Source organism: Bradyrhizobium sp. LVM 105, from assembly GCF_003957705.1.
In the GTDB taxonomy this organism is placed as follows: Bacteria; Pseudomonadota; Alphaproteobacteria; order Rhizobiales; family Xanthobacteraceae; genus Bradyrhizobium; species Bradyrhizobium frederickii.
Genome location: NZ_QZMV01000015.1, coordinates 109,727 through 126,708, shown reverse-complemented (window position 1 = coordinate 126,708; position 16,982 = coordinate 109,727). Strand labels below are relative to the sequence as shown.

Here is a 16,982-nt window from a genome sequence, read left to right as displayed (position 1 = left end):
AGCGCCTTACGCCGCCTTCCCGCCCATGTACTCCGGTAGCCAACGCTCGTGCGACGTCCGTAGCGCGTCGATCGCCACAGGCGCCTCGCCCGCGATGGCGATCGCATCGCCCCCGGTGGTGCCGATCCGCACACAGGGCACCTCGCAGCCGCGCATCTTGGCCAGCACGAGGCCGGCTTCCGTTTCCGGCACGGTGACGAGATAGCGCGCCTGGTCCTCGCCGAACCAATAGGCCTGCGGCACCAGCGCAGTCGGCGCCGCAAGCAGCTTCGCCCCGATACCGCCCGCCATCGCCATCTCGGCCAGCGCGATCAGGAGACCGCCGTCGGAGAGGTCATGCACCGCGGTCGCGGTGCCCGCATGGATCATGCCGCGCACGCAATCGCCGTTGCGCTTCTCGGCGGCGAGATCGACCGGCGGCGGTGCGCCCTCCTCGCGGCCGCAGATGTCGCGCAGGTACACCGACTGGCCGAGCCAGCCATGGGTTTCGCCGACCAGGAGGATCGCCTCGCCCTCGGCCTTGAAGGCCAGCGAGGCGGATTTTGTGAAATCGTCGAGCAGGCCGACGCCGCCGATCGAGGGCGTCGGCAGGATCGCACGGCCATTGGTCTCGTTGTAGAGCGAGACGTTGCCGGAGACGACCGGGAAGTCGAGCGTGCGACAGGCTTCCGAGATGCCCTTCAGGCAGCCGACGAACTGACCCATGATCTCGGGCCGCTCAGGATTGCCGAAATTGAGATTGTCGGTGATTGCGAGCGGCTTGCCGCCGACCGCGGTGATGTTGCGCCAGGCTTCGGCGACGGCCTGCTTGCCGCCCTCGAACGGATCGGCCTCGCAATAGCGCGGCGTGACGTCGACGGTCAGTGCCAGGCCCTTCGGCCCGTCCTGCACGCGCACCACGGCGGCATCGCCGCCGGGGCGCTGCATGGTGTTGCCGAGGATGACGTGGTCGTACTGCTCCCAGACCCAGCGCTTGGAGCACATGTCGGGCGTGCCGATCAGTTTCTCCAGCGCAGCGCCGAGGCCCATCGGCGCCGGCACCTCGCGCGCATGCACGATCGGCAGCGCGGCAGACGGGACGTGCGGGCGATCATAGACCGGCGCCTCGTCGCCGAGCTCCTTGATCGGCAGATCGGCCATGACGTCGCCGCCATGCTTGACCACGAAACGCTTGCTCGGCGTGGTGTAGCCGACCACGGCGAAGTCGAGGCCCCACTTCTTGAAGATCGCCTCGGCTTCCTTTTCCTTCTCGGGCTTGAGCACCATGAGCATGCGCTCCTGGCTCTCCGAAAGCATCATCTCGTAGGCGCTCATGCCGGTCTCGCGGGTCGGCACCGCGTCGAGATCGAGATCGACGCCGAGGTCGCCCTTGGCGCCCATCTCGACCGCCGAGCAGGTCAGCCCCGCCGCGCCCATGTCCTGGATCGCGATGACACAGCCCTTCTCCATGATCTCGAGACAGGCTTCCAGCAGCAGTTTCTCGGCGAAGGGATCGCCGACCTGCACGGTCGGACGCTTCTCCTCGGACTTGTCGTCGAACTCGGCCGACGCCATCGAGGCGCCGTGGATGCCGTCGCGCCCGGTCTTGGAGCCCAGATACACGATCGGCATGTTCACGCCGGAGGCCGCCGCATAGAAGATCTTGTCGGCATCGGCGAGGCCGACCGCCATCGCATTGACAAGGATGTTGCCGTCATAGCGGGTGTGGAAACGCACCTGGCCGCCGACCGTCGGCACGCCAAAGGAATTGCCGTAGCCGCCGACGCCTGCAACCACGCCAGAGACGAGGTGCCGCGTCTTGGCATGCTCCGGCGCACCGAAGCTCAACGCATTGAGGCAGGCGATCGGGCGCGCGCCCATGGTGAAGACGTCGCGCAAAATGCCGCCGACGCCGGTGGTCGCGCCCTGATACGGCTCGATGTAGCTCGGGTGGTTGTGGCTCTCCATCTTGAAGACCACCGCCTGGCCGTCGCCGATGTCGATCACGCCGGCATTCTCGCCTGGGCCCTGGATCACCCAGGGCGCTTTCGTCGGCAGGCCGCGCAGATGGATGCGCGAGGATTTGTACGAGCAGTGCTCGTTCCACATCGCCGAGAAGATGCCGAGCTCGGTGAAGCTCGGCTCCCGCCCGATCAGCTTCAGGATGCGCTCGTACTCATCGGGCTTGAGCCCGTGGGCGGCAACCAGTTCGGGGGTGATCTTGGGTTCATTCTTCATGGATTCGGGGCTTTCGGCGGCGTTTGGCCGTTCTTAGGAAGATCGGAGGGCCGGGAAAAGCCCTTTATGGCGCATTTTCCCGCTGTCCCACGTTTTGCGGGCACGGACGGCGGGAACAGGAATTGCACGGCGCGGACGGATCGGATTTAAGGGCTAACGACCCGCAATTGAAGGCCCATTTCCTTGCACGAATTGACCAAAGCGCCCCCGCCCCGCCGCCCCGACCTCCACATCGCCACCGAAGGCGAGTTTGTGGGCTGGCGGACCTGGATTCGCGACAGTTTTGAAGCCCATGTCGGCCCCTTCTGGCATCGGATCGAGGCGGACGGCACCGTCCGCAGTGCCTTCCGGGTCGAGAAGAAGCATCTCAACGGCTCCGGGAACGTCCACGGCGGCTGCTACATGGCCTTTGCCGACTATTCCCTGTTCGCGATCGCCACCCATGTCCTGGACAGCCGGGCGGTGACGACCAACTTCGCCTGCGAATTCCTCGACGCGGCACGAGAGGGCGAGCTGATCGAATGCACCGGCGAGGTGACCCGCGCCGGCGGCTCGCTGATCTTCCTGCGCGGCAAGATGATGTCCGGGGAGCGGGTGCTGCTGACCTTTTCCGGCACGATCAAGCGGATGAAGCGGAAGGCGCTCCCTCAGCCAAACGCATAGCTCGGCGCCTTCCCTTTTCCGGCGCGCTCGCCCAGACTTCCGGCAAGCGCTGTCGCGCCGGGGAGCGAGAACAAGGTGCCGGAGAGCACATCGGAGGCGGGGCGCGCGGCGGCGTCCGCATCAGCGCCGTTGCCAACCGTCGCCACCGGCGCGCGTAACTGGCACGACTATGCGCTGCTGCTCGCGCTCGCCTGCTGCTGGAGCTCGACTTATCCGCTGACCAAGCTGGCGCTTCCCACCATCCCGCCCATCACCTTCATCTCGGCGCGCTCGCTGATTGCGGCCGCCTTCCTGTTCGCGATCCTGTGGATGCGCGGCATCAAAGTCCCGACCGACGCCAAAGCGTGGAAGCTGTTTGCCACCCAGCAATTGATCAACTCGACCTTCCCGTTCCTGATTATCACCTGGTCGCAGCAATACGTGCCGGCGTCGAACACCGTGGTGCTGGCCTCGACGACGCCGATCTTCGCTTTCCTGATCACCTCGCTGATCACGCGGCACGAGCCGGCGACGCTGCTGAAGCTCGCGGGTGCCATCCTCGGCCTTGCCGGCACGGTTCTCATCGTCGGGCTCGACGCACTGCGTGGCTTTGGCAGCGAGATCGTCGCGGAGATCGCGATCCTGCTCGCCACCATCTCCTTTGCCTGCGCGACGATCTTCGGCCTGCGCCTGTCCGACTACGACCCGATGGTGGTGGCGGCCGGCTCGCTGCTGTTCGGCGGCCTCATCCTGCTGCCGCCCTCGCTGATCATCGACCAGCCCTGGACGCTGCACCCGACCCCGACGGCGATCGTCGCCACCATCGTCATGGGCATCGTCTCGAGCGCGCTGGGATTGATGCTGTTCTACGTTTGCCTCGGCCGCCTCGGCACGCTGACCACGAACGCGCAAGGCTATTTGCGCATCCCGATCGGCGTCGGCCTCTCCGTGCTGCTGCTCGGCGAGAGCGTGCCGTCGAACCTGGCGCTGGGGCTGCTGCTCGTCATGGCCGGCGTTGCGGCCATGACGGTGCCGGCGGAGCGGCTGAAGCTGTGGTAGCGCGGGTCATCGGCACATTTGCATGACGCGCGGTCAAACCGGCTGGCGGAGCAATCCGCTCGCCAATTGTCGAAACGCGTCGACCGCCTTGTTCAGGACCTCCTTCGGATCGTCGGCTGCGGCAACCCATAATGCGGCGCTGAGCGCAGCGCCGTTCAGCAGCCGTCCCGCTGCTTCGACATCAACCGGCTTCACGACCCCCGCTTCGATCAGCGACCGGATCGTTCGCATGGTGATGTCGAGGCAGGCATTCTCGCCCGGCCACTTGGATGGATCGCCGAGGACGGCAGGCCCGTCCAGCAGCATGATGCGCTGAATCTCAGGATCGAGCGCCATCTCGATATAGGCACAGCCCTCTGCAAGCAGGCCCTGCCACAGCGTCGGCGCCTGCTCGCGAATCGCGCGGAGCCGTTCCGCCATTTCGCCGTCGATCTGCTCGACGACGGCCCAGAGCAGCCCCTTCTTGTCTTCGAAGCTGTGATAGAGCGCCCCCCGCGTCAGCCCGACCGAAGCCGTCAGTTCATCCATCGACGCGGCTGCATAACCTTGGGTGGCAAATGCCGCGCGAGCTGCGCGGATCAGCTTGGCCCGGTTTTCAGCCATGCCGGCCGCGCGTTTCCCCTTTGCCATGCCGGTCCCACTTCCCCATTGACATACGCCTCGTATCTGAGCGATACAGTTCACATACGCACCGTATATGAACGACACGCTAAGCGCCAGGCGTCGGCTTGCCTGAGTTCGCCCGTTTCCCTGCTCGATTAGAAGGATCAAGTACATGCCCCAGCGCGAGGCAATCTTCCCCGCCGACCGCCATGCGCTCTATGAAGCGCATCGTTATTCTGCAGCCATCCGCTCAGGCGACCTGCTCTTCGTTTCAGGGCAGGTTGGCAGTCGCGAGGACGGCTCACCCGAGCCGGAGTTCGAGGACCAGGTCCGGCGTGCCTTTGCAAATTTGCGTGCCGTGCTCGCAGCCGCGGGCTGCACGTTGGACGACGTCATCGACGTCACCACGTTCCACACCGATCCGGCGACGCAGATCGAGAAGGTGATGGCGGTTCGCGGCACGGAGATCGGTGGCCCGCCCTATCCGAACTGGACGGCTGTCGGCGTGAACTGGCTGGCCGGCTTTGACTTCGAGATCAAGGTGATCGCCCGGATCCCGTGACATAAGCATTTGCGCCGCCATAGCGCGCACGTCGCGAGGCGCGCCAATGGCTTGGCGTCGTCCGCCAGCATCCGCTGGGGCTGCTGCTCGTCATGGCCGGCGTTGCGGTCATGACGGTGCCGGCGGAGCGGTTGAAATCCGATGCACCTCTCCCTCAAGCGGAAGAGCGAGGCGAGTCCCGCCACCGCTCATGTCGAGAGCTGCTTCTCCGCAATCGACAGCCACTCGGCCTGCGCCTTGCGGAGATAGTTCGGCGCGCGGCGCATCTGGATCAGCAGCTCGTTGAAGACCATCCGCGCCTCGGCACTGCGGCCGACCGTTTGCAGCAGCAGGCCGTAACGCACCCGCGCCTCGGCGCCGGGAAAATAGCCGGCGAGAGCGTGATATTCCTCGAGGGCCTCGTCGAGACGCCCGACCTCCGTGAGCGCGCGGGCGTAGAGCAGGTGCGCGTCGGCGGAATCGAAATCCGGCCACTGCTTCTGGAGCTCGTCGAGCGTCGCGAGCGCATCGGCGGGGCGCTTGGCGGCAAACTCGGTCTGCGCCTTGCGGAGCGCATAGGCCGGATCGTGGCCCATCGGCAGCTTCAGGATGTGATCATAATGCGCTTCCGCTTCGGCGAACCGGCCGACATTTGCGCACTCCTCGGCCAGCGCCGCGCGATTGGCGATGGTGTCGGCGCCGGTCAGCCGGTCTGACAACTCGCGATAGCGCTTCTCCGGATCGAGACGATTGGCGACACGCTGGCGCGCCTGGCGCGCGCCGGGGCTGGAGAACCATTCGGGAATGAGCTCGACCGCGATATAGGCCAGCGCACCCATCAGAGGCACCATCAGGATGATGAAGGCCCAGGGCCGCAAACGTCCGGTCCGCGAGGCGTGATAGATCAGACTGATATCGAGCAGCAGAACGACCAAAGCGACGGGCATGTGACATCCACGAGCACAACGAAAGCGTCGGCCTCCTGATATCGCAACTGAAGCGATGAAACAACTTTGAGTTGCCTTCACCCTCCAAGATCAGCGAACCGCACGCCGCGCGCCATGACGGCAACGAGGAGTCAGTCGTCCGAAACGCGATGCAGGTTCATGGGATTGCAGCCGAATGCATCTACTGCTTGGCGTCGTCCGTCAGCATCTTCCGGTACTTTTCCACGTCGCGCGTCACGAGCTGCTGCAGCAGCTCCGGCGCGTGTTCGTTGGCATCGGGCGCGACGGTCGACAGGTCGGCAAAGCGCTTCTTCACCGCATCGGTCTCGACGGCGGTGCGCGCGGCGGCGTTCAGCTTGGCGATCACGGCCGGCGGCGTGCCCTTGGGCGCGAACAGGCCGTTCCAGCCCTGCGCCTCGAATTCGGGCAGGCCGGCTTCCGCTGAGGTCGGCAGGTCCGGCAGAGTGGCGAGCCGCACGATCGAGCCGACCACGAGGCCCTTCACCAGTTTCTCGTTGATCGCTTGCGAGACCGAGGCGGCCGCATCGCAGACGCCGTCGATCTGGCTGCCCACGGCGTCGGTCAGCGCGGGCGCGGCGCCGCGATAGCCGACCAGCGTCGCGTCGATCCCGGCTGAGGTGACGAAGCTCTTGCAGATCAGATAGTTCGACGAGCCGACGCCGGCATGGCCGAGATTGATCTTGCCGGGATTGGCCTTGGCATAGGCGATGAACTCTTTCAGGTCCTTCGCCGGAAAATCCTTGCGCAGCGCGATGATGCCGAACGTCTTCGCCACCATGGCGATCGGCACGAACGATTCAGGCGTGAACGGCAGCTTCGGATAGATCGTGTAGCTCGCGGCATTGGTGCCGGCATTGCCGATCGCGATGGTGTAGCCGTCGGGCTCGGCGCGCGAGGCGCGCGCCAGCGCGGTCGAGCCGCCGGCGCCGGCAACGTTCTCGATCACAATGGTCTGGCCGAGCGCGATGCCCATCTGCTCGGCCACCGCGCGCGCGATCACGTCCGAGGTGCCGCCGGCCGCGAACGGCACGATCATGGTGATCGGACGCTTGGGATAATCCTGGGCGAACGCGGCCGTCGCAAAAGCAACGGCGGCGACAGCGACCGAGAGCCGCTTCAGCATGAACGAAATCACGCGGCCTTTTCCAGATGCTGGACGAGGCCGGCGAACAGGCCGCGGCCGTCGGTGCAGCCCATGATGTCTTCGACGTGATTTTCCGGATGCGGCATCATGCCGAGCACGTTGCCCTTGTCATTGACGATGCCGGCGATCGAATGCGCCGCGCCGTTGATGTTGTTGAAATCGTCGACTTCGCCGGCGGCGGAGCAATAGCGATAGAGCACCCGCCCCTCGCCCTCGAGCCGCTTGATGGTCTCCTCATCCGCCTCGTAATTGCCCTCGCCATGGGCGACCGGCACGCGGATCACCTGCCCGGCATTGTAGCCGCGGGTGAACGGCGTATCGGAGCGCTCGACGCGCAGGTGCACGTCGCGGCAGATGAATTTCAGCCGCGCGTTGCGCATCAGGACACCCGGCAGCAGGCCGGACTCGCAGAGGATCTGAAAACCGTTGCAGACGCCGAGCACGAGGCCGCCCTTGGCCGCATAGTCGCGCACCGCGTCCATCACCGGCGCCCGTGCCGCAATGGCGCCACAGCGTAAATAATCGCCGTAGGAGAAGCCGCCGGGCACCACCACGAGATCGGTGCCAGGAGGCAGTGACGTCTCGGCGTGCCACACCATCGCCGGCTCGCTGCCGGAGATCAGCCTCAGCGCACGCGCCATGTCGCGCTCGCGGTTGATTCCGGGAAAGACGAGGATGGCGGCTTTCATGGCAGAGGTTCCGACGGTGGCGGGAATCGGGCTGGCCAACAGGCCATTTCGCGAAGAGACATAACCATTTGACGGGGATTTTACCAGTGCTAGCCTCGGCAGAGGGCCTTGTACACAGGCCATGCGTATCGGTCGGCGACACCGCCGTTTGCCGATCAATTGCCCGGGATTGAAGCCATGAACGTCCCGTCGCGGCCCACCTCCCCTGCCGAGCCGGTCTCCGCCGAGGGCGTCGTCGCGGCCGGCGCCTATGTCGACGGCCGGCGCGTTGCCAATATCGCGATCAGCGAGGCCTCGAGCTGGCGGGGCAAGCCCGGCCACGTGGTCTGGATCGGCCTGCATGAGCCGGACATGGCGCTGCTCAGCGCGGTGCAGAAGCAGTTCGACCTGCACGAGCTCGCGATCGAGGACGCCAACCACGCCCATCAGCGTCCGAAGATCGAGCAATATGGCGAAGCGCTGTTCATCGTGGCGCGCACCGCGCAATTGATCGAGGGCCGCATCGCCTTCGGCGAGACCCATATCTTCGTCGGCGAAGGCTATCTGGTCTCGGTGCGCCACGGCGCCTCGACGTCGTACACGCCGGTGCGCGAGCGCTGCGAGAGCTGCCCGCGGGCGCTGGCCCGCGGCGAGGACTACATCCTCTACGCCATCCTCGATTTCATCGTCGACAATTACTCGCCCGTGCTCGAGAGCATTCACGACGAGGTCGAGGGCATCGAGGATGACGTGCTGTCCAAGCCGCTCAGCAAGGCGCAGATCGAGCGTCTCTACATGCTGCGCCGCGACCTGCTGCGGCTGCGTAACGCGATCGGACCGCTGGTGGAGGTCTGCCGCCGGCTGGAGCACGACGAGCTGGCGATGGTGCGGCAGGCCATGCAGCCGCTGTTCCGCGACGTCACCGACCACGTCCGCAACATTCAGGAGCGCATCGATTCCATGCGCGAGGTGCTGGCCTTCGCCTTCGAGGCGAGCCTGCTCGTCGGCCAGGCGCAGGAGACCGCGGTGTCCAAGAAGCTCGCCTCCTGGCTCGCGATCATCGCCATCCCGACCGCGCTCGCCGGCATCTACGGCATGAACTTCAAGCACATGCCGGAGCTGGAATGGGAGTACGGCTACTTCATGCTGCTCGGCTTGATGCTGACGGCGTGCACCACGCTGTACTTGCGTTTTCGCAGCGTCGGATGGCTGTGAGCAAAGCGTTCAACCAACAGCAGCTCAGCTAATAGACCCTCATGGTGAGGAGGCGCGCAAGCGCCGTCTCGAACCATGCAGGCCCAGCTCTTACAGCTCGGCCTCCATCCTTCGAGACGCGCGCGAACAGCGCGCTCCTCAGGATGAGGAGTGGCAGCTCAGCCGATCAACTCCACCCGATAGTTCTCGATCACGGTGTTCGCCAGCAGCTTGTCCGCGGCGTCCTTCAGCGCGGCTTCCGCCTTGGCCTTGTCTGCGCCGGCGAGCTCGATGTCGAACACCTTGCCCTGGCGGACGCTGGCGACGCCGTCGACGCCGAGCGACTTCAGCGCGCCTTCGATGGCCTTGCCCTGCGGATCGAGGATGCCCGTCTTCAGGGTAACGGTGACACGTGCCTTCACGTCAAGATTCCTCTTCAGCTCTTCACCAGCACCGGGCCGGAGCCCTGCGGACGCTCGTTCTCCATCAGGATGCCGAGGCGCTTTGCAACTTCCGTATAGGCTTCCAACAGACCGCCGAGGTCGCGGCGGAAACGGTCCTTGTCGAGCTTCTCGTTCGACTTGATGTCCCACAGCCGGCAGCTATCCGGCGAGATCTCGTCGGCGACGATGATGCGCATCATCTCGTTCTCGAACAGGCGGCCGCACTCCATCTTGAAGTCGACGAGGCGGATGCCGATGCCGAGGAAGAGACCGGTGAGGAAGTCGTTGACGCGGATGGCGAGCGCCATGATGTCGTCGATCTCCTGCGGCGTCGCCCAGCCGAAGGCGGTGATGTGCTCTTCCGACACCATGGGATCGTTGAGCTGGTCGTTCTTGTAGTAGAATTCGATGATCGACCGGGGCAGCTGGGTGCCTTCCTCGATGCCGAGACGCTGTGACAGCGAGCCGGCGGCGACGTTCCGAACCACCACTTCGAGCGGCACGATCTCGACCTCGCGAATCAACTGTTCGCGCATGTTGAGGCGGCGGATGAAATGGGTCGGCACCCCGATGTCGTTGAGGTGCTGAAACAGGTACTCCGAGATCCGGTTGTTGAGGACACCCTTGCCCTCGATCACCTGATGCTTTTTCGCATTGAACGCGGTGGCGTCGTCCTTGAAGTGCTGGATCAGGGTACCGGGCTCCGGGCCTTCATAGAGAACCTTTGCCTTGCCTTCATAAATGCGACGCCGACGGCTCATGGGGATGTACCGTGTTTTGTTGAAATCCATGTATTTGGTGTGCTCCGATTACCAGGATTTATGACCCACAGCGGAGCTGCCGTGAACGGCCCGGAACCCATCCATAAACCCTTGGAAACAGAACGGGAACCAAGCATTCAGGCAACCTATCCGATTGGCTGTCCGAGCACAATCGATCCGGCCGTCCGGCGCCAACTTATACCGTCTTGCCTGCGGCTTAACGGCCCGTTGTTTTGCCGATTCGTGCTATCTATGTAGGCATGCACCCGGGGCGCCGCAACGGAAGGCTCCCGCACCATTCAGCAGGGGATTTGGAACAAGGCATGAGCGAGTTCGACAAGCGCCAGGAAGGCTTCGAGAAGAAATACGCCCTCGACGAGGAGCAGAAGTTCAGGGCGGAGGCCCGCCGCAACCGGCTGCTCGGGCTGTGGGCGGCTGAAAAGCTCGGCATGTCCGGCGATGCCGCCACGGCCTATGCCAAGGAAGTGGTCGCGTCCGACTTCGAGGAGGCCGGCGATGCCGACGTCGTGCGCAAGCTGGCGGCCGATTTCGCCGCCAAGAACGTCGCCGTCACCGAGCAGGCGATTCGCGCCAAGATGAGCGAGCTGCTGGCGGTCGCGGCCGCCGAGGTGAAGGCAGGGAAATAAGCGCCCGCGCATCCCCCCACACACACCGTCATTCCGGGGCGGCTCGCAGAGCCGAACCCGGAATCTCGAGATTCCGGATCGCCGCTGACGCGGCGTCCGGAATGACCCCAAACCTCACTCTTCCTTGAAACCGTACTCCGGCACATTGCCGCTGGCGCCGTAATATTTGTACGGCAGGAACTTGCCGCTCATGGTGATCTTGACGCGATCGCCCTTCGGGTTGGCGACGCGCTCGATCCCCATGTCGAAGTCGATCGCGGACATGATGCCGTCGCCGAACTCCTCCTCGATCAGCGCCTTCCAGGCAGGGCCGTTCACCATCACCATCTCGTAGAAGCGGTAGATCAGCGGATCGGTCGGCGGCATCGGCGTGCCGGTGCCGCGCATCGGCACTTCGTTCAGCATCGCGACTTCGGCCTTCGACAGGCCGAACAGCTCGCCGGCATTGGCCGCCTGCGGCTTGGTCAGCTTCATCTGGCCCATGATCGCGCCGACGATCAACACCTCGGAATAGCCGCCGATCTTCTCGCAGATGTGCTTCCAGCTCCAGCCCTTCTCGCGCTTGATGTCGAGCAGCTTCTCGGTGAGGTCTTCGCGTTTCATGTCTGGGTCTCCTCTTCAGGCAGTGAGTCCGGGACTGGGCCCGGGTATCCAGGTCTGTCTTTGCTCCTCGCCGTTCGAGGCGATCGTCAGCCCGGGCTTGCCGATGTGCACCACCGGCACGTTGCGCGGATCGTGACCGGGTGTCTCGGCCGTGAAGGTCTTGCTGCGCGTCACCAGGAAATCGATGATGTGGTTGCGCAGCGCGTAGTAGAGCGGATGGCGGTGCAGATCGGTGCGGCCGCGATCCCGCGGCAGCGGGTTCTGGACCACCTCGGCGAGCACCGCGCCGGGCCCATTGGTCATCAGGAAGATCTTGTCGGCGAGATAGATCGCCTCGTCGACGTCGTGGGTGATCATGAACGCGGTCTGCCCGGTCTCCAGGCAAATGCGCCGGACCTCGTCCTGCAGCGTGCCGCGCGTCAACGCGTCCAGCGCCGAGAACGGCTCGTCCATCAGCATCATCTTCGGCGTGATCGACAGCGCCCGCGCGATGCCGACGCGCTGCTTCATGCCACCCGACAGTTCCGAGGGCCGCTTGTGCTCGGAGCCGGTGAGACCGACGAGATCGATGAAGCTCTGCGCGTGCGCCTTGACCTTGGCACGGTCCCAGCTCCGCCATTTCGAGCTGACGGCGTAGGCGACGTTGCCGAGCACGGTGCGCCAGGGCAACAGCGCATGGCTCTGGAAGATCACGGCGCGGTCGAGGCTGGTGCCGGAGATCGCCTGGCCGTCGACGATGACCGCGCCCTCGCTCGGCGCATCGAGGCCGGCGAGGATGTTGAGCACCGTGGTCTTGCCGCAGCCGGAATGGCCGATCACGCAAGCGAACTCGCCGCGCGCCATCGACAGCCACAGATTTTCGAACACGGTGGTCGTGGCGCCGCCTGCGCCGGGATAGCGCTTTGCGATCGCTTCGATGGAGATGAACTTGTCGGACACCGCGCCTACTCCGGAAACGTGACCATGCGCGTGAAGCGCGCCAGGATCTGGTCGAGCAGCATGCCGACGATCCCGATCAGGAGGATCGCGATAATGACGTTGGTGATCGAGAGGTTATTCCACTCGTTCCAGACGAAATACCCGATGCCGGTGCCGCCGACGAGCATTTCGGCGGCGACGATGACGAGCCAGGCGATGCCGATCGAGATGCGCATGCCGGTCAGGATCGTCGGCGCGGCTGCGGGCAGGATCACGGTGAAGGCGCGCCTGACGGTGCCGACCTCGAGCGTGCGCGCCACGTTGATCCATTCCTTGCGCACGCTGGCGACGCCGAACACGGTGTTGAGCAGCATCGGCCAGATCGAGCAGATGAAGATGACGAAGATCGCGGAGATCGAGGAATCCTTGATGGTGTAGAGCGCGAGCGGCATCCAGGCCAGCGGCGAGATCGGCTTCAGCACCTGGATGAAGGGATCGAGCGCCTTGCTGAGCAGCGGCGACATACCGATCAGGAAACCGAGCGGGATCGCGACCAGCACGGCCAGCAGATAGCCGGTGCCGACGCGCGCGATGGAATAAGCGAGCTGGATGCCGAGGCCCTTGTCGTTCGGTCCGTTGTCGTAGAACGGCCGCTTCAGATGCTCCCACAGCTTGGCGCCGACATCGAGCGGCCCGGGCATGGCGGACTTGCCTTGCGTCGCGGTCAGACCCATCAGCTTGGCATATTCGGGGCTCATCGTCGCCGCGGTTCCGGTCGAGCGCGTGGCGAGATGCCAGATCCCGAGAAACGCGGCGAGCAGCGCGATCGAGACGAGGCCCGCGCGGAGACGGAGGGACGATGTGGTCATCTCCCTCTCCCCGCTTGCGGGGAGAGGGTTGGGGTGAGGGGGGCTCTCCGCGAAGGAGGTGAGAATTGGACTCGCGGAGAGCCCCCCTCACCCGATCGCTTCGCGATCGACCTCTCCCCGCAAGCGGGGCGAGGTGAAGAAAGAACGACACAGCTTCTCACGACGCCTTCCTGATCTTGAAGCTCGCCACGTAATCCTCCGGCTTGGCCGGATCGAAAGTCTTGCCCATCACCGCGAACGATTTGTAGGCGCTCGCCGGTGGCGACAGGCCCATCTCGGTCATCAGCTTCTTGGTATCGGTTGCCAGATACACCTGCTCGGCCACGGCCTTGTAGTCGACGTCGCCCTTGATCTGGCCCCAGCGCTTCATCTGCGTCAGCATCCAGACCGCAAAGGACTGCCAGGGGAACGGATCGAAATCGACGCGCTTGGCGTCGGTCTTCACCCCGCCGAGGCCGTCGGCATAGGTGCCGGTCAGGACCTGCTCCAGCACCGTGACCGGCGCGTTGATGTAATTGGCCGGCGCGATCGCTTCCGCGATCTGCTTGCGGTTCTCCGCCTTGGAGGCGTAGGCCGTGGCATCGACGATGGCCCGCGTCAGCGCCGCAAAGCTGTTCGGCGCACTCGTGATGAACTCGCGGCTGGCGGCAAAGCTGCAGCAAGGGTGGCCGTCCCAGATCTCCTTCGACAACAGGTGCATGAAGCCGACGCCGTCATAGATCGCGCGCTGGCAGATGTTGTCGGGCGCCAGGAAACCGTCGATGTTGTCGGCGCGCAAATTCGCCACCATCTCCGGCGGCGGCACCGAGCGCAGCTGCACGTCGGTATCGGGGTCGAGACCGTGTTCGGCGAGATAATAGCGCAAGAGGTAATTGTGCATGGAATAGTCGAAGGGGATGGCGAACTTCATGCCCTTCCAGTCCTTCGGATCGCGCTTGTCCTTGTGCTTGGTCGCGAGCACGATGCCCTGCCCGTTGATGTTCTCGATCGCAGGCACCGCGAACGGAATGGCGTTGGCACCCAGACCGAGCGAGATCGCGATCGGCATCGGCGCCAGCATGTGGGCGGCGTCGTATTCCTTGTTGATGGTCTTGTCGCGGATCACGGCCCAGCCGGCGGTCTTGACCACCTCGACGTTGAGACCGTGCTTGGAATAGAAGCCCATCGGCGCCGCCATGATGATGGGCGTGGCGCAGGTGATCGGGATGAAGCCGACCTTGAGATCCTTCTTCTCGGGGGCGCCTCCTTGCGCAAACACCTCGGTCGCCGTCTTGAGCGGGAAGAACTGCGACAGTGCCGCGAGCGCAGTCGATGCACCGACCGATTTCAGGAAAGCACGCCGCGCCACGTCCTGGGGAAACATCGCGCGCATCACGGCGGAGGCGACCACGCCCTCGTAGCGCTTTTCCTCGCTCTCCACCGGCTCGCAGCGTAGCGCTGCCGCCTGCTCGTGCTCTGCAGCAGAACGATGCTGGCCGCAGGCGCAGCCGGCTCGAAGGTTACGATCGGGATCAAACGGATTGTCGAACGTGGACATCGGCCCTCCTGCGCGTCGTTGCAGGTGTAATTACGCAAGGAGCATGCCACGTCCGTCACAGCGGCCAGTGCCTTGAGGACGCAGCATTTTCAGTCACGCTTGGCCGCTACGAAAACTCGTGATAAACGAGATTTCGTAGTTCAATTACGAGATTTCGCAATGGCAACGACGCCAATGCCGGCCCATGACGATACCGCCGAGGCCCTCGACCCGCGCGTGGCGGCCTTCGAATCCTCGGTCGAGGCCACGCTTCTGATCGATCCCTATGATGACCTTATCGTTGACGCCAATCCGGCTGCCTGCACCCTGCTCGGTTATGACCGCGTGCTGTTGCGACAGACCAAAGCCAGCGCCCTGCACGCCGGCCAGCTTCCTGCACTCACCGTGTTCACCCAGGCCGTGCTGCACAAGCGCGCCTACTGGACCACTGCGCTGACGCCGCGTCACGCCACGGGCCAGGAGCTCCGCCTCGAATATTCAGGTTGCCTCGTCAGCCATGGCGACCGCACGCTGGTGCTGCTCACCCTGACCGATCTCGAAACGCGCCGACGCCGCAATGTCGATGCCGCGGCCGAAGACCACATGCGCGGCGGGATCGCCACCTGGCAGCGGGTCGAGCGGGTGTTCCAGGACATCGAGCGCGAGAACCAGCTGATCCTGCGCGCCGCCGGCGAAGGCATCTATGGCGTGAACGCGGAAGGCAAGACCACCTTTGTAAACCCGGCGGCCGAGCGGATGCTGGGCTGGACCGCCGAGGAGCTGGTCGGCAAGGAGATCCACCCGATCGTGCACCACACCCATCACGACGGCCGGCACTATCACAACCATGACTGCCCGATCTACGCGGCGTTCCGCGACGGCGCCGTGCATCAGGTCGACGGCGAGGTGTTTTGGCGCAAGGACGGCTCGCCGGCCTGGGTCGAATACACCTCGACCCCGATCCGCGATCGCGGCGTCGTGGTCGGCGCCGTCGTCGTGTTTCGCGATGTCAGCCAGCGGCGCGAGTCCGACGAGAAGCTGCACGCAGCCCTTGCGGAGGTCGATCGCCTGCGAGAGCGGCTCGAGCTGGAAAATGCCTATCTCCAGGAGGAAATCCGCATCGAGACCAATCCCCGCGGCATCATCGGTGGAAGCGAGGCGATCCAGAAGACGCTGCGCCAGGTCAAGCTGGTGGCGCCGACCACCGCGGCGGTGATGATCACCGGCGAGTCCGGCACCGGCAAGGAGCTGATCGCGCGCGCCATCCACGAGGCCTCGGGTCGCAGCGACCGGCCGCTGATCCGGGTCAATTGCGCCGCGATCCCGCGCGAATTGTTCGAGAGCGAGTTCTTCGGCCATGTCCGCGGCGCCTTCACCGGCGCGACGCGCGATCGCATCGGCCGGTTCGAGCTCGCCGACGGCGGCACGCTGTTCCTCGACGAGGTCGGCGAGATCCCGCTCGAATTGCAGGGCAAGCTGCTGCGCGTGCTGCAGGAGGGCCATTTCGAGCGCGTCGGCCAGGAGCGCACGCGCGCCGTCGACGTCCGCGTCATCGCCGCGACCAATCGCGACCTCAAGCAGGAGGTGCAGCGCGGCCGCTTCCGCGAGGACCTCTATTTCCGCCTCAACGTGTTCCCGATCGAGACGGTGCCGTTGCGCGAACGGCGCGAGGACATTCCCCTGCTCGCCCAGCATTTCCTGACGCGCGAGAGCAAGGCATTGAAGTCCAACCTGCGCCTGTCGGAAGGCGATGCACGCCGCCTGATGCGCTACGACTGGCCCGGCAACGTCCGCGAATTGCAGAACGTGATCGAGCGCGCCGCGATCCTGTCGCAGAACGGCCGCTTGCGAATCGATCTGCCGGACTCCTCCGGCGCGCAGCCTCGGACCGGCGCGGCACGCCAGACGACCGATGCGCGCCCCGCGATCATGACCTCGTCCGAAATGCGCGATCACGAACGCGCCAACATCCTGGCCGCGCTCGATGCCTGCGCCGGCAAAGTGTTCGGCCCCGGCGGGGCGGCGGAGATGCTGGATATCAAACCGACGACGCTGGCCTCGCGGATCAAGGCGCTTGGGATCGCGCCTCGTCCGCCGCATGCGGCCCATCCTTCGAGACGCCCGCCTTAGGCGGGCGCCTCAGGATGAGGACAGAGTGCGCGGCAACGGAAGCAACAGACACCGATGCC

At 65.0% G+C, this 16,982-nt stretch carries 17 protein-coding genes; 6 read left to right on the top strand and 11 right to left on the bottom strand.

Annotated elements, in window-relative coordinates; translation table 11 throughout:
- Window positions 1–6: 6 nt before the first annotated feature.
- Window positions 7–2,217 (bottom strand): phosphoribosylformylglycinamidine synthase subunit PurL, encoded by a 2,211-nt coding sequence (purL, locus tag D6B98_RS31255; RefSeq protein WP_126260862.1) that lies wholly within the window; start codon window positions 2,215–2,217, stop codon window positions 7–9.
- A gap of 183 nt (window positions 2,218–2,400) precedes the next feature.
- Between purL and D6B98_RS31250 the strand changes: the two genes are divergently transcribed.
- Entirely contained in the window at window positions 2,401–2,880 is a 480-nt protein-coding gene (locus D6B98_RS31250) for a PaaI family thioesterase (RefSeq protein ID WP_164718984.1), read from the top strand.
- A 75-nt stretch (window positions 2,881–2,955) separates the two neighbouring features.
- On the top strand, window positions 2,956–3,918 hold the full coding sequence (locus tag D6B98_RS31245) for a DMT family transporter (protein WP_126260861.1): 963 nt from the start codon (window positions 2,956–2,958) through the stop codon (window positions 3,916–3,918).
- A gap of 33 nt (window positions 3,919–3,951) precedes the next feature.
- Here D6B98_RS31245 and D6B98_RS31240 read toward each other — a convergent pair whose 3' ends face one another.
- Window positions 3,952–4,548 carry a TetR/AcrR family transcriptional regulator gene (locus D6B98_RS31240; RefSeq protein ID WP_126260949.1) on the bottom strand — a complete coding sequence of 199 codons (597 nt, stop codon included), beginning with the start codon at window positions 4,546–4,548 and terminating at the stop codon, window positions 3,952–3,954.
- Window positions 4,549–4,693: 145 nt separating this feature from the next.
- Here D6B98_RS31240 and D6B98_RS31235 point away from each other — a divergent pair, with 145 nt between their 5' ends.
- Complete coding sequence (locus D6B98_RS31235; protein WP_126260860.1) at window positions 4,694–5,083, top strand: RidA family protein; 390 nt, start codon at window positions 4,694–4,696, stop codon at window positions 5,081–5,083.
- Between the two features lie 188 nt (window positions 5,084–5,271).
- Here the strand turns inward: D6B98_RS31235 and D6B98_RS31230 are convergent, their stop codons facing one another.
- From D6B98_RS31230 to purQ, 3 genes are all read right to left on the bottom strand, one after another.
- On the bottom strand, window positions 5,272–6,009 hold the full coding sequence (locus D6B98_RS31230) for a tetratricopeptide repeat protein (RefSeq protein ID WP_126260859.1): 738 nt from the start codon (window positions 6,007–6,009) through the stop codon (window positions 5,272–5,274).
- 181 nt (window positions 6,010–6,190) lie between these two features.
- Window positions 6,191–7,165: a tripartite tricarboxylate transporter substrate binding protein BugD gene (locus tag D6B98_RS31225; RefSeq protein ID WP_126260858.1), complete on the bottom strand. Its 975-nt coding sequence runs from the start codon at window positions 7,163–7,165 to the stop codon at window positions 6,191–6,193.
- Entirely contained in the window at window positions 7,162–7,863 is a 702-nt protein-coding gene (gene purQ / locus D6B98_RS31220) for a phosphoribosylformylglycinamidine synthase subunit PurQ (protein ID WP_126260857.1), read from the bottom strand. The genes D6B98_RS31225 and purQ overlap by 4 nt, the downstream gene beginning before the upstream one ends.
- 177 nt (window positions 7,864–8,040) lie before the next feature.
- On the opposite strand from purQ, the gene D6B98_RS31215 reads away from it, so the two are divergent.
- The gene (locus tag D6B98_RS31215; protein WP_126260856.1) at window positions 8,041–9,057 is read left to right on the top strand and encodes a magnesium and cobalt transport protein CorA; all 1,017 of its coding nucleotides are present in this window, start codon (window positions 8,041–8,043) and stop codon (window positions 9,055–9,057) included.
- 158 nt (window positions 9,058–9,215) lie between these two features.
- Here D6B98_RS31215 and purS read toward each other — a convergent pair whose 3' ends face one another.
- Window positions 9,216–9,458, bottom strand: coding sequence for a phosphoribosylformylglycinamidine synthase subunit PurS (purS, locus tag D6B98_RS31210; protein ID WP_007602264.1), 243 nt, complete (start codon window positions 9,456–9,458; stop codon window positions 9,216–9,218).
- A 14-nt stretch (window positions 9,459–9,472) separates the two neighbouring features.
- Complete coding sequence (gene purC, locus D6B98_RS31205; RefSeq protein ID WP_173015815.1) at window positions 9,473–10,240, bottom strand: phosphoribosylaminoimidazolesuccinocarboxamide synthase; 768 nt, start codon at window positions 10,238–10,240, stop codon at window positions 9,473–9,475.
- A gap of 323 nt (window positions 10,241–10,563) precedes the next feature.
- Between purC and D6B98_RS31200 the strand changes: the two genes are divergently transcribed.
- Window positions 10,564–10,887, top strand: a complete 324-nt coding sequence (locus D6B98_RS31200) for a DUF1476 domain-containing protein (RefSeq protein WP_126260855.1) — start codon at window positions 10,564–10,566, stop codon at window positions 10,885–10,887.
- Between the two features lie 114 nt (window positions 10,888–11,001).
- Here D6B98_RS31200 and cynS read toward each other — a convergent pair whose 3' ends face one another.
- From cynS to D6B98_RS31180, 4 genes are all read right to left on the bottom strand, one after another.
- Window positions 11,002–11,490, bottom strand: coding sequence for a cyanase (gene cynS, locus D6B98_RS31195; protein WP_025037304.1), 489 nt, complete (start codon window positions 11,488–11,490; stop codon window positions 11,002–11,004).
- Window positions 11,491–11,505: 15 nt separating this feature from the next.
- Entirely contained in the window at window positions 11,506–12,429 is a 924-nt protein-coding gene (locus tag D6B98_RS31190) for an ABC transporter ATP-binding protein (RefSeq protein WP_126260854.1), read from the bottom strand.
- Window positions 12,430–12,434: 5 nt separating this feature from the next.
- Window positions 12,435–13,277, bottom strand: a complete 843-nt coding sequence (ntrB, locus tag D6B98_RS31185) for a nitrate ABC transporter permease (protein WP_126260853.1) — start codon at window positions 13,275–13,277, stop codon at window positions 12,435–12,437.
- 157 nt (window positions 13,278–13,434) lie between these two features.
- Entirely contained in the window at window positions 13,435–14,814 is a 1,380-nt protein-coding gene (locus tag D6B98_RS31180) for a CmpA/NrtA family ABC transporter substrate-binding protein (protein WP_126260852.1), read from the bottom strand.
- 159 nt (window positions 14,815–14,973) lie between these two features.
- On the opposite strand from D6B98_RS31180, the gene D6B98_RS31175 reads away from it, so the two are divergent.
- Window positions 14,974–16,923 carry a sigma 54-interacting transcriptional regulator gene (locus tag D6B98_RS31175; protein ID WP_126260851.1) on the top strand — a complete coding sequence of 650 codons (1,950 nt, stop codon included), beginning with the start codon at window positions 14,974–14,976 and terminating at the stop codon, window positions 16,921–16,923.
- The last annotated feature ends 59 nt before the right edge of the window (window positions 16,924–16,982 follow it).